General features: G+C 51.7%; 9 protein-coding genes. 2 read left to right on the top strand and 7 right to left on the bottom strand.

From position 1 onward, the window contains the following. Nucleotides 1-60 precede the first annotated feature (60 nt). Nucleotides 61-3390, top strand: coding sequence for a diguanylate cyclase (locus AB6731_RS01165; protein WP_371005779.1), 3330 nt, complete (start codon nucleotides 61-63; stop codon nucleotides 3388-3390). On the opposite strand, the gene alkA is transcribed toward AB6731_RS01165, so the two are convergent. Continuing rightward, nucleotides 3355-4227 (bottom strand): DNA-3-methyladenine glycosylase 2, encoded by an 873-nt coding sequence (alkA, locus tag AB6731_RS01160; protein ID WP_262105597.1) that lies wholly within the window; start codon nucleotides 4225-4227, stop codon nucleotides 3355-3357. The two genes, AB6731_RS01165 and alkA, sit on opposite strands and share 36 nt — an antisense overlap. A gap of 130 nt (nucleotides 4228-4357) precedes the next feature. Between alkA and yegD the strand changes: the two genes are divergently transcribed. After that, on the top strand, nucleotides 4358-5710 hold the full coding sequence (yegD, locus tag AB6731_RS01155; RefSeq protein ID WP_371005778.1) for a molecular chaperone: 1353 nt from the start codon (nucleotides 4358-4360) through the stop codon (nucleotides 5708-5710). A 41-nt stretch (nucleotides 5711-5751) separates the two neighbouring features. On the opposite strand, the gene AB6731_RS01150 is transcribed toward yegD, so the two are convergent. The 6 genes from AB6731_RS01150 to AB6731_RS01125 all read right to left on the bottom strand — a co-directional run bounded on the left by AB6731_RS01150 (nucleotide 5752) and on the right by AB6731_RS01125 (nucleotide 13677). Then, nucleotides 5752-7239 carry an EAL domain-containing protein gene (locus tag AB6731_RS01150; protein WP_047743112.1) on the bottom strand — a complete coding sequence of 496 codons (1488 nt, stop codon included), beginning with the start codon at nucleotides 7237-7239 and terminating at the stop codon, nucleotides 5752-5754. Nucleotides 7240-7598: 359 nt separating this feature from the next. Next, complete coding sequence (locus AB6731_RS01145; protein WP_371005777.1) at nucleotides 7599-8072, bottom strand: hypothetical protein; 474 nt, start codon at nucleotides 8070-8072, stop codon at nucleotides 7599-7601. Continuing rightward, nucleotides 8047-8775 (bottom strand): winged helix-turn-helix domain-containing protein, encoded by a 729-nt coding sequence (locus tag AB6731_RS01140; RefSeq protein WP_014170839.1) that lies wholly within the window; start codon nucleotides 8773-8775, stop codon nucleotides 8047-8049. The genes AB6731_RS01145 and AB6731_RS01140 overlap by 26 nt, the downstream gene beginning before the upstream one ends. A 96-nt stretch (nucleotides 8776-8871) precedes the next feature. Next, on the bottom strand, nucleotides 8872-9567 hold the full coding sequence (locus tag AB6731_RS01135) for a fimbrial protein (protein ID WP_032680624.1): 696 nt from the start codon (nucleotides 9565-9567) through the stop codon (nucleotides 8872-8874). Beyond that, nucleotides 9564-11180, bottom strand: coding sequence for a fimbrial protein (locus AB6731_RS01130; protein ID WP_371006125.1), 1617 nt, complete (start codon nucleotides 11178-11180; stop codon nucleotides 9564-9566). Before AB6731_RS01130 ends, AB6731_RS01135 begins: the two co-directional genes overlap by 4 nt. Nucleotides 11181-11184: 4 nt before the next feature. After that, nucleotides 11185-13677, bottom strand: coding sequence for a TcfC E-set like domain-containing protein (locus AB6731_RS01125; protein WP_371005776.1), 2493 nt, complete (start codon nucleotides 13675-13677; stop codon nucleotides 11185-11187). Between the last annotated feature and the right edge of the window lie 35 nt (nucleotides 13678-13712).

Raw genomic sequence — 13712 nt, 5'->3', positions numbered from 1 at the left:
ATCAAATTCACTCGTCCGGACTTCTCTCCTGACGGCATGGCGTCTCTGGATAAAGCGGTAATGAATAAACAATACCAGCGGGTTTTGGTTACCACCCCACATCCTTTATTGCGACTTGTCTGTCTGGGCCTGGTCACCTTTATCTTTACCTTATTTTCGCTGGAGCTGACCCGCTTCGGCACCCTGCTCGCCCCGCTCTGGTTCCCTACCGCCATCATGATGGTGGCCTTTTACCGCCATGCAGGAAAGATGTGGCCGGGTATCGCCCTGGCCTGCTCGTTTGGCAATATCCTGGCCGCGTGGATGCTTTTCTCCTGGTCGTCGATCAACCCGACCTATACCGCTATCAACGTGGTTGAAGCCGTGATTGGCGCGGTGTTACTGCGTAAACTGCTCCCGTGGTATAACCCCCTGCAGAATCTGAATGACTGGATCCGTCTGTCCATCGGCAGTGCGCTGGTGCCACCGCTGGTTGGCGGGGTGCTGGTGTATCTTCTGGTGCCGGGTCCGGAGCCGCTGCGTAATTTCCTCGTCTGGGTGTTATCAGAAGCCATTGGTGCGCTGGCGCTGGTGCCGTTAGGGTTACTGTTTAAACCACATTATCTGCTGCGTCACCGCAACCCAAAATTGCTGCTGGAAACGCTCGCCACCATGGCCGTGACGCTGGCTCTCAGTTGGATGGCGATTACCTGGCTGCCGTGGCCCTTCACCTGCGTTATCGTTCTGCTTATGTGGAGCGCCGTGCGCCTGCCACGAATGGAGGCGTTTCTGGTGTTTCTGGTCACCGTGATGATGGTCTCGCTGATCATGACGCGTAACCCTGCATCCATGACGCCGCAAAACCTGCTGGTGACGCTAAACGCGCCCTGGCTGCCCTTTTTGATGATGCTGTTGCCGGCCAATATTATGACCATGGTGATGTATGCCTTTCGCGCCGAACGCAAACATATCACCGAAAGTGAAGCGCGTTTTCGTAACGCAATGGAGTATTCCGCCATCGGCATGGCGCTGGTCAGCATTGAGGGGCAGTGGCTTCAGGCCAATAAAGCCCTGTGTAACTTCCTGGGATACAGCCAGACGGAGCTTCAGGCCCTCACCTTCCAACAGTTAACTTGGCCGGAAGATTTGAATACCGATCTCGAACAGCTGGAGCAGCTGGTCAACGGCGACATCAACACCTACACCCTTGAGAAGCGTTACTACACCCGCAATGGTGAAGTGGTCTGGGCCCTGCTTGCCGTCTCTGTGGTGCGCCACACCGACGGTTCACCGCTCTATTTTATCGCCCAGATTGAAGATATTAACGACCTGAAGCAGACCGAGTGGGTCAATAAACGCCTGATGGAGCGCATCACCCTCGCCAACGAAGCGGGCGGTATCGGCATCTGGGAGTGGGATCTGGAGCCAGACATTATCAGCTGGGATAAGCGGATGTTTGAGCTGTATGAGATCCCGCCGCACATCAAGCCCACCTGGCAGCTCTGGCACGAAACGATGCTCCCGGAAGACCGCGCTCACGCTGAAAAGGTGCTCCGGGATTCCCTCATTTCACGTTTGCCGTTTAAGCTTGAGTTCCGCATTCGTGTTAAAGAAGGCGTGCGCCATATACGCTCTCTGGCGAACCGGGTACTGAACAAACAGGGTGAAGTCGAACGCCTGCTCGGCATCAACATGGACATGACCGAGGTGAAGCAGCTCAACGAAGCGCTGTTCCAGGAAAAAGAGCGTTTGCATATTACCCTCGATTCCATCGGCGAAGCCGTGTTGTGTACCGATATCGACATGAATGTCACCTTTATGAACCCGGTTGCCGAGAAAATGAGCGGCTGGCTGCAGACCGAGGCTATCGGGCAGCCTATCCTGAAGGTGTTGCACATCACCTTTGGTGAAAAGGGACCGCTGATGGAGAATATTCACAGCGGCGATATGTCCCGTTCCGATATAGACCAGGACGTGGTGCTGAACTGCCGTACCGGCGGCAACTACGATATCCACTACAGCATCACCCCGCTCAGTACGCTGGACGGGCAAAACATTGGCTCCGTGATCGTGATTCAGGACGTGACGGAATCGCGCAAAATGCTGCGTCAGCTCAGTTACAGTGCCTCGCACGATGCCCTCACCCACCTCGCAAACCGGGTCAGTTTCGAAAACCACCTCAAACGGCTCTTACAGACCGTACAGGAGACACGCCAGCGTCATGCGCTGGTGTTTATCGATCTCGATCGTTTTAAAGCCGTCAACGACACCGCAGGCCATGCGGCGGGTGATGCTCTGCTGCGGGAGCTTTCGTCATTAATGTTGACCATGCTCCGCTCCAGCGACGTGCTGGCTCGTCTCGGCGGGGACGAATTCGGGTTGTTGCTCCCGGACTGCAATATCGAAAGCGCGCGTTATATTACCGGCCGCCTGATTAACACCATCAATGACTATCACTTTATGTGGGAAGGACGTCTGCACCGGATCGGCGCCAGCGCGGGTATCACTCTGATTGATGAAAATAACCATCAGGCTTCAGAAATCATGTCGCAGGCGGATATCGCCTGTTACGCCTCGAAAAACAGCGGACGCGGCGTCGTCACGGTTTACGAACCCCAGCAGGAACGGGACCACGGCATGCGCAGCATGATGTCGCTTGATGAGCAGTGGCACATGATTAAAGACAATCATCTGATGATGATTGCCCGCAGCGTCGCGTCTCCACGGATACCGGAAAGCTGCAACTTCTGGCTGATTTCATTACGCCTGTGGACCAGCCAGGGCGAAGTGCAGGAAGAGCATGCGTTCCGCTCCGGACTTGCGGAGCCTGAACTGTTGCACGCCCTTGACAGACGTATCTTCAACGAGTTTTTCCGCACCTCCGCCGCACAGGTCGCCCACAAAGGCATGGGGGTCGCGCTTCCGCTGTCTGAAGCGGGTTTAGCAAGCGTCACGCTGGTTGATGAACTTGTCGACCTGCTGGAGAAGAGCCCCATGCCGGGCCGTCTGCTGCATCTGGTTATCGCTGCCGACGTGGTATGTAACCCGGATGAGAACCTGCAGCAGGGCCTGCAAAAACTTCGCCATGCTGGCTGCCGCGTCGTGCTCAGCCAGGTGGGACGCGATATGAACGTCTTTAGCCACCTCAGCGCCAATATGGCCGATTATCTGATGCTTGATACGGAAATGGTGACGAATGTTTATGGCAACCTGATGGATGAGATGATGGTGACGATCGTTCAGGGGCACGCCCAGCGCCTGGGCATGAAAACCATCGCCGGTCCGTGTAACCAGCCCATCATGATGGACACGCTCTCCGGCATCGGCATTGATTTTATTTACGGCGACACCATCGCCGAGCCGCAGCCGTTGGATCTACTGCTTAATACCAGCTATTTCGCCATCAACTGATGGCGCCCAGCCATCGGTATACCAGATGTGCAGCAACGCATACGAGCGCCAGGGCTGCCAGCGCTGGGCGTAGCGCCGAATTTGCGCAGGCGTCATCCCGGCAAAACGTTGCTTAATCAGATAATCATCCGGCAGAAAAACGTCCTTCGCCTGCCAGCCGCGCAGGGCCAGGTAGTTTGCCGTCCAGCGTCCTATCCCGGGCCGCTGCTGTAAGGCCTTCATTCCCGCCTCAATATCCGCAGGAGGGGAAAGCGGAAACGTCCCGTCCACCACAGACTGAGCCAGATGAACGATCGACTCCGCCCGCTTTACCGGCATTCCAAGCGCTTTCAACGCCAGCGGGTCCGCTGCGGCCAGCGCGTGCGGGGTCGGGAAGCAGAGATAACCCGGGGCGTCTTCAACCGGCTCCCCGCACAGGGCGACAACGCGGGAAGCCAATTTTGCCGCCATCGCCACGCTAACCAGTTGCCCGAGTATCGCCCGCACACCCTGCTCCCAGGCATCCATCGCCCCGGGCAACCGTAAGCCTGGCCGTGCGGCCCCCAGATCCCCCAGTGTCGAGCGGATCGCCTGAGGATCGCAGTCAAGATCGAAAAGTCGCCCGATACGCTCAAGACAGCTCTGCGCAACCGGAATCAAGCCCGGGCTGAGCGTCACGGTAAGCGTAGGGGTTTGGCTGTCCGGCGTAACGCGAAATATCCCCTGATGCCCCTCGCAGGCGAAACTGCGCTCGTAATAGTGGTCCGTGACGGTCTCTACGCCCGCTACCGCACGTGCGCTAAGGAAACCAAACATCCATTGCCAGTCGTAAGGGGGTTGCCAGGTCAGGGTATACATCATCGCTCCTTTTTTTTTCCCCTCAGCATAAACCGAAAGGCCTTGTTTCGCCTTGCTTTCATATTCCTGTTGTCGCCAGGCAGACATTTCGCTAAAGTCTCGCCCCTTCTCACTGGCATGGGGACTAATCGTGTTTATTGGATTTGACTACGGTACGGCAAACTGTTCGGTTGCCATTATGCAAAACGGGCAACCACAGCTCCTGAAGATGGAAAAAGAGAGCACGCTGCTGCCATCAATGCTCTGCGCACCCACTCGCGAAGCGGTCAGTGAATGGCTGTTCCGTCATCATCAGGTTCCCGCTACCGCGGCGGAAACCCAGGCGCTGCTGCGCCGGGCGGTCAGTTTTAACCGCGACGAAGATATCGACGTGACCCCTTCCAGCGTGCAGTTTGGCCTCTCATCGCTGGGCCATTATATTGACGATCCGGAAGAGGTTTACTTCGTTAAATCCCCGAAGTCGTTTCTGGGCGCCAGCGGATTAAAACCACAGCAGGTGGCGATGTTCGAAGACCTGGTGTGCGCCATGATGCTGCACATCCGTAACCAGGCGCAGACCCAGGTACCCGATCCCATCACGCAGGCCGTTATTGGTCGCCCGATCAACTTCCAGGGTCTGGGCGGTGAAGAGGCTAACCAGCAAGCGCAGGGGATCCTCGAGCGCGCCGCACACCGGGCCGGTTTCCGTGACGTGGTCTTCCAGTATGAGCCGGTAGCGGCAGGGCTGGATTTTGAAGCCACATTAACGCAAGAGCAACGCGTGCTCGTTGTGGATATCGGCGGGGGCACCACCGACTGCTCTTTACTGCTGATGGGGCCACAATGGCATCAGCGTCGTGACCGCGAAACCAGCCTGTTGGGCCACAGCGGCTGCCGCGTAGGCGGTAACGACCTGGACATTGCTCTGGCATTTAAAAGCCTGATGCCGCTGCTCGGCATGGGCGGACAAACCGAAAAAGGCATTGCCCTGCCAATTCTGCCCTGGTGGAACGCCATCGCCATCAACGACGTTCCGGCGCAGAGTGATTTTTACAGCACCGCGAACGGGCGCTTCCTGAACGATCTGGTACGCGACGCGCAGGACGCGGATAAAGTCGCCCTGCTCTATAAAGTGTGGCGTCAGCGTCTCAGCTATCGCGTGGTGCGTACCGCTGAAGAGAGCAAAATCGCCCTCTCTGACCATGCTGAACACGCTGTCTCATTACCTTTTATCAGTGATGAGCTGGCGACCGCGATATCGCAGGAAGGGCTGGAAACGGCACTCGCCCAGCCGCTGCTGCGGATCCTCGAGCAGGTGCAACTGGCGCTGGAGAATGGCAAAGAGAAGCCGGATGTGATTTACCTGACCGGTGGTAGCGCCCGTTCACCGCTTATCAAGAAAGCGCTGGCGGAACAGCTTCCGGGTATTCCGATTGCCGGTGGCGATGACTTTGGCTCCGTAACGGCAGGTCTGGCCCGCTGGGCACAGGTGATGTTCCGTTAAGCCCCGACGGAAGCCCTCGAAATGCGCAGGGCTTCCGTCGTTTACAGCGCGTTAAAACGCACATTTTCCTTTTTACCTGGCAGCACGCTGCCCTTTTTGCATGCCGCTTCTCTTGTCGTCGGCTGGCTTTGCTCGACAAATCGCCGGAAATCAGCGAACGGCACCGGGGGCAGGAAATGATACCCCTGCAGGTAATCCACCTGTTTGCTGATAAGCCACTCTCGCTGATAAGCGTACTCCACCCCTTCCGCCACGGTACGCAGCCCCAGAATCATCGCCAGATTAATAATCGATTCCAGCATCGGCAGCGGTTGGTTATCAGCCTGTATAGCGTTGATAAAGGTCTTATCGATTTTTATGACATCCAGTTCGAGTTCATTCAGATAGCATAAATTCGCGTATCCTGTACCAAAGTCATCCAGAGCAAACATCACCCCGCGATTACGCAGTGAACGGATCAGTTCTTTTATTGCAGGCGTCACGGCCAGCGTTTGATTTTCGGTAATCTCAATCATGAGCTTCACCGGTAACGATTCTGTCAGCTCTAAAAAATTGAGGCACTCCCAATAAAACACCGGGTTACTTAACGTGGTTGGACTGACATTAAACGCCACAAACAGCGGTGTATTTAACCCGTTGCTCTTTTGCTTTAAGTCACTGGCAACTTTATGCATTAAATAGCTGGTGAGTTCGTTAATCAGACCACAACTTTCTGCCAGCGGAATAAATTCTCGCTGCGAAATCGTGTAATTATGCCCTAATGGCCAGCGGGCCAAAATCTCTATACCGCACAGTTCACCACCTGCACCGACAACGGGTTGATAATAAGGTAAAATTTCATCATTTTTGAGTGCCAGACTCAGACGCCCCGCATCATTATTATCATAACTACGCCCGGTGGATTTGCGCATTAACGTACTGTTCTGCCCCACATCCCTTTCAGTCAGGAAACCATTGCGGATAAGAAAAATAATAGATTCAATAAAATTTTTAAAACCAAGCCTGTGCGTTATTTTATCCCGGTAGCGATACAGGGATTTTGTGGTCAATGAATTGGCCCGGCAGAATTCGGCCTGCCCCTCTTTCGTCATCATGGCATTAAGCATGTCTGCCTCAAATTCGGTTAACGCGAAAACGTCCAGCTCATCTGATTTTACGCGTGATTCCGGTTGCGGGGTGGTCATCAGTATACGCGTGAGTATATCGATGACGGTCGTATAATGCAGTGTTACATCAATTGAGGTACTGTATTCATAGCCTCGATTAATACACTCATTTTCGCTCAACCTGAGAACAACGCTGTTTACCATGATAAACTGGCTACTGTTACGATGTAGCCATTTCTTCACCAGGAAAAAGGGCATCCGGTTATCAACAATTAACAGACAGGAGTTGTATTGCTGAAAAGAAAGGTCTGACTCTGATATAAATGTCTGACTGTCGACCAGTACCAGATTAGGCAAAAAAGCCCTAAGCCCGGCGAAAAGATAAATGTCATAACTGAGCAGGAAGACCTTTTTCTTATTCATAATAATCACCATCACGTTTTCATTGTAAAACGCAGCCTTCCCGAACAGGAAAGTGTATTCACAATTGACCTGGTATTCACATAGACTTAAGGTAAAACAAATAAAATGCCTTTAGATTGCATAATGTGTAGTAGCTCATCCCCCTTGCAACAAAACTGAGCGCAGGGGAAATGATAAGAATATTCTTGCTGTATCGGTAGCGAATTCTGAGGTCCGGAATGAGTACAAACTTATGCGCTTATATTCACATCCAGACAAACTTTAGTGATAATAAACCCAATTTTAACAGAATAAAAAACCATAAGTACTGCGACACATAGGTTATTATTTCAGAATAAGACGATACCCTATTCTGAGGATTACGCTGCCCGACACACCAACAGGGTGCGTCGCAAATCGCGTATACCGTACACATTGTGCACAATATGCATTATTTTATAATAGAAGTTGTGTTGCTTAGACATAATTAATCCCGTGATCTCATCAGGCAAATCATCATTATCATTTTTGATCACAGAAACCCGTTGGGTACGTATGTAGCCGTCACTATCATTACCTAAAAATTTAAGCATCGTGGAACGGTTAATGGCGTAGCTTTTCCCATTAACATTAATCACGCCCACTTGTGACAATACCCCCTCTTCAGCAGATGATATCCTGAAAACCAGCAATACCTCCCCTTCGATGTGCATACCTGTTTTTTGCGTATTGAGCACAAGATGGTTCTTCGCTGAGCATACCAGCGCTGCCGGAACCTCATGACGTTTAAATAAAAACAAAAAAATGATAACAAGCGCTACGGCAAGACTAAAATACATAATTTTCGCACGCATGTGCAACTCCCCGGGAGCCTAACGTACAAATACTGAAAAATGATTCCTTTAGTTTATTACCTGCAGACAATCCATTGTCATCATAAAATACAATGACCTTATTTCTTCCCTTACAGATAGATTTGAATTGCTGCCATCGGGATGAATTCAAAAAAGTGGATATTTTCTCAACTGAATTATCATCTGTCGTAAATATTTCACAGGAACCGGATTTTTGTACATGCACGACACCATCGGTATCTCGTAATAATTTTGGCAGAAGGACAAAGCCAGATATCACCAGGCTGATGCCTAACATTCCGCCAACGATCGTTTTACCGTATCGCCTTAACCCGGGTTTGGTGGCGGAGGTTAATGCAGTGATGCTATGCGGCAACGCATCTTCTTTTACGTTTTCGATCTGCGCCTGAAAAACAAATCCTTCTCGGGGGATAGTTGCGATCAGATTATCCATTCCCAGTTCTGCTAACGTTTTGCGCAAAATACTGACATTTTTATTCAGACTGTGACCTGATGGGATCAACCCATACCTTCCCCACACTTCTTCTATAATCAGATCCCGATGTAATTGTTTGCGGTTATTCGCAATAAAGAGCTCCAGTAATCTTGCCGTTGCAGCGGACAGAACCACTCTTTCTCCCTGTACACTTAGCGCTCTGGTCTCTGAATCGTATACAATATGATCATTGATTATCTTTTTCATCCGGGAACTCTTTTATTATCGGCGGCAATGCCAGCACGCAGTACAGAATATATTCCCAGAGTTCAGTTAGCAATATAAGAACTGTTTCTTTAAACTTTAACTGTTATTTTTAAAACAACCATCGCCTATCGGTATATATTTTTTCAACGCAACGATGAATTTTTTATTTTTAGTGTTTAACGCGCTGCTTCGGTAGGTCTCTCCAGGCAGCAGGTAGCGCATCGTCGCCTCGTCATCGGTTGACTGGCATCCCTTGTGTACGATGATCCTGAAAAACGTATTACCGGTATTTGTCAGCGCCCCTTTTTGCTCATCCAGAGTATAACCTAGCGTCAGCTTTCTGGGCCTGACCACCAGGATCGTATCCAATGCAATAGCGGGTACAGCTTCACTTGCTTTGCCTGAATGACGTTCAGCAAACAGCGTTACCGGCATCTCGCGAAACTGAATCCGGTAGTAACGCTCTTTGTCATCCTCGGGCCCGCGATAGAAGATCTTAAAATACTCCCCGGCGTCAGGGGCGAGCGAAAACGTGAGCGGTGTAAACAGCAACTCACCGTCCTCTATTGGCAGACGCTTTTCCCCACCCGGGCCTGGACGGTCGATTTTAATCGCCGAAATGCTGTACACATTCTGTTTGTGGCTGTCGTTGTAAATACGTTTGCTAATGAACGACCGCTCTGCGGGGATATCATAGATCGTGGAGTCCAGATATAGCGCGTGGGCAGAAAGCGTGTAAAGCGCAATGCAGAGTCCCACCACACCCTCCGCGACCTTCCGCCAGCGCATCATTTTGTTACTCCCAGCCAGTTCGCGGTGACTTTGATTTCACCACTGGCGCTGACCACGCCTTCCCAGTCAGCGCCAGCCACCGTCAGTGCTGAGCGGGAATCATTCATCGGGAACAGCAGCGTTAAGTTGGTGCTGAAAAAGCTGCCATCATCCGTGTTGTTGGCATCCCATGGCACCTGTTGCCATAACGCATCGTTCAGACTAATGGCATTTTCACTGCAGCTGTTCCTCACCTGAGTAGGGCTTCCCGACGCGGTGTTGTATTGCAGATAGGCAGGGACAGGCACGTTTATTCCCCCCTGGGCCGACGTAAACAGGCAGTAAGGGGTATCGTTGATTGTCGTGCTGTCCCCGATAACCTGGGCCGTAATACTGTCAGCCTGACGGGGTCCCGATACGGTGACGACGTAATCCATCTCGATCGGCGCGTCATCTCCGATGGTGCCGCTTCCACTGGCAGAGGCCGTATTATTCGATGAGACAATGCTAATCCCATACTCCTTCGGCACAATATTGAGCTGCAAAGAGGGGGTAAACTGGTAATAGCCTGACTCCGGAGTTAATGCATTCGTAAACGCAAACGTAAAGGGCTGGCTGTTGGTAATACTGACGCCTGCATCCACCAGATTCTTAAGGAATGTTTTCGACAAAAAGACATAGATATACTGGCCAGATGTCGAAAAGACGTTGTAATACGCCGTCGAGGCGCTGAAGTTATACCATGTCGAGCCATTTCCCGAATATTTCACGGTGGTTGCGGAAGGGGTAAAACCCAACGCAGCAGAATCGATATACGCTCTGAACGTCAACGATGCCGTCAAATTTTGCGTCTGCTCAAGGCTGTAGCTCACCATTTTACAAATTACGCCATCAACGTTACTGACGACACCCAGCTCACAGGATCCGGAATCATTTGTGATGCTTGGGGTTCCATCACTGGCGATCCACAGCTCCTGAAAGGCACTTGTTGATTCCAGCGCCAGATGTCCCCGCTTGTTTAACGTGTAATTGATGTAATTCCAGCGACCTGTTGTCTGATCCTTACAGCGTTGTCCTGAGGCGTAATCATAGTTAACCGAGGTATAGCAGCGGTTAAAAACATAGGTTTCGCTGCCACCCGTCGGCATATTACGAAAATACTCATAGGCTGAGTTGCTCAGCGAAGCAAAGCCATACGCTCCGCCAATAACCCCCGCCACGGATCCAACCTGCGCGTGGTAAAAACCATTGTTATCCACCCCCTGCCCGGCAATGTAGCCCGTCGTCGGACACTGCGAACCTCGGTAGCAGCGTATTCCTGTGAAAGGAGCATCAATGGGCGAATTATCAATCCACATATCCTGATAATTATTGGCCGGCGCAGTCCAAATGACATAACCCAGGTAACCGAGGCTGACCTGGGAGGTACCGTATTTAACCCAGGTATTTGACCCGCTGAAACGGGGATCTAACGCGGACGGCGTAATGAAATACTCACCGTCAATGTCGTTCTCGATAAATAAAAACGTGTTGTTGATCGCCCCTGACGATGAGGCGGTCAGTGCCCTTGCGGTGAAGGGAATCAATCCCGCCAAAAACAGGAGCGGAATAAAAACGGAAGCACTTTTTTTCATAGCATTATCTCTGCGCCATCGTGGTTTGCGGTGCACATTTAACATCCCCTACCCACGCAGCGCCCCTGGCTTTTTCCAGATCTAAATCCGCTTCGCAGATATTACCGTTGGCAGACACCAGGGTAATAACGGGATACTTCTTATCAATATCAATGGCGAACTCACCTTTCGCGTCGGTGCGGGTTTTGCCAATGTGGTTATGGATGTCCGTATTTGACGCCAGTTCACCATTGGGATATCGCACCCGGCCAAACACGGTCACCATGCTTTTCACCTCAGGTGACACCACGCCGACGTTACCGGGATAAAGGTTAAGCGCCTGTTTACGGCCCGAGACAATGTCAAAACTGTCTTCAGAGTTTTTATCATTCATAATTTCCAGCTTGTATTGCGCGTAAGGCGGGAGTGCAATAAAGCTCGATTTGCCGCTAAGAATATAATTTCGGTTATTTATTTTTGCGGCCAGCTTTCCAGCACCCACAAGATCGGTTTTCACAATAATGCCCGAGCGCTGTCGCTCTTTGCTCAGACCAAAATCGCCGCCCGCCCAGGCAACGGAACCCTGAGAGGAGAAGTTCATATTGGTCGAGTTGTCCGCTGAACGGGTCACCGAAACCGTCCCGCCGTTATAGCGGGTGTCATAACTCAGGTTGCCATTTACAGCGTAATTGTTGTCGTAGTTCTGCTCTCCACTCAGGCGAGTCGAGGCGGAAATGCCTGCAGACGTAATGACGCTATCCTCAAATTGTTTACGCGCGCTGATATTGCCCTGTGTTGCGCCGTAGCGATCGCGTGAAACCCCGACACTCATCCACGAGGCCAGCGGCAGCGATAAATCCAGGCTGACATAGCGTTCCTGACGTCCGTCATCATTCGTATTGTTGTAGTAATAGCGCTGTATCCCGGCCCGTAACCCCACTGTGGCGTACCGTCCCGCATAGAGGGTGGTACTGTAATCCAGGTTCCGGTAGGTATTACCGGAATAGCGGTTTTCGGTCTGGCTGACCGTTAACGTGCCACCGTGCGGAATAAACCGGCTCAGGTTCAATGTTGCGCCAACCGAATAGTTATCCCGCTCCTGCACCGGCAGACGGTTACCGATTTTGCTGTCTTCCCGCGACGCCCACAGCGATCCAAACCCGCCTGGAGCATTAAGACTGGCGCTGCTGACGTTGCGCCATGTTCCGTCGTTCGCCACCAGCGTTTGTGTCCCGACGCTGACATATTCGTTGACGTTAAGAGTAATGTCCGTTTCATTGACGGCATTGTCATCAAACCCATAACCTGTCGTTTTCAGGGTTAGCCCGGAGAGCATTGCCAGGGTTAACGAGGCCGCACCACCCGCAATCCAGGTCTGTTCACTGCCGGCATCACGGTAATGATTGCGTTTATAACTCACGCGGTCGTAATCAAGTGAACCGCCAAAAATTTGCCATGCGACTTCATGCAGGCCTGCGGCCTGCTGGCGGGCAAATATTTTATTCACCCGACTGACGCGGGTGTTCACCGTCCGGCCATTTACCACGACATCCACCGTGACGTCATACACACCGTAAGGGAACCGGCTGGTGTCAATTTCGTAGCTGCCCATGTTGAAGTTCTGAACGCTTAACAAGCGCCCATCACGAAACACATGCACTTCGCCGGCAGACGGTAAAAATATGGTTATTGGGATCAAGGACAGGGAGGTGTTTTCAACCACCGTACTGCCTTTATTGCCGTAGCTGACGCCGTAGATCTTGCCGCCATTCAGCGCATTGAGGCTGGCGATCGACTGAACGTTCCAGGTGTCGAGCATGCCCAACGCCAGACGATAACCCTCATAATCGCGCTCATACATGGCACGATACAGTTTGCTGGAGCGGTTACTCTCGCCAATACCATAGACCGAGCCATTGATATTGAGGTGGTGCTCTCTCAACGAGGTGGTGTTATCCAGGGTTAAATAACTGCGAGAGCTGCTGCCATTGCGGTAGTCATTGTAATAGGTGCCAAAGTTGTAATTCAGCACAGTAGACAGTCGATCAACGCTGGACGGTCCCAGCAATGAACTGCGGGCGACTACCGCTTCAGTCAGGGCATCCCGGCTGACAATCATCTCCAGATGAAAAGAGGAGACGTTTAATTTCAGCCGTGCGTCTCGCGAAAGGGCAAGAGAGGTATTGTCGATAAATTTCGCATCGCCTATTTTTTCCACCATCTCGCGCGTTTTCTCTGAAAGCACCGCGTTATTGGGCAGATCGGCAACCATAATGGATTTTACAACGATATTTCCCTCAACCAGCGAGATGACCGCATCAGCAATTTTTTGTTGGCTTTTTGTATCCGTCTCCTGGTAGCGGATATAAACGGGGACCGTCATCCCCTGTTCAAGAGAACGCGCGAATGCCCCTGGAATAACATAATTACCAATCTTAACCGGTGCAGAATGCGCAACCCCTGATGTTAGCGCATAAGAGAGTAATAAACTCCCTCCTATAAGATATTTAAAAGACATACGCATCCTTACTTTTCGGTATTTTTATTACTGGT

The sequence above is a fragment of the Enterobacter sp. RCC_40 genome, assembly GCF_041360735.1.
GTDB lineage: Bacteria > Pseudomonadota > Gammaproteobacteria > Enterobacterales > Enterobacteriaceae > Enterobacter > Enterobacter ludwigii.
Note: the sequence above shows the minus strand (reverse complement) of the source record. Positions and strands in the feature narration are given on the sequence as shown.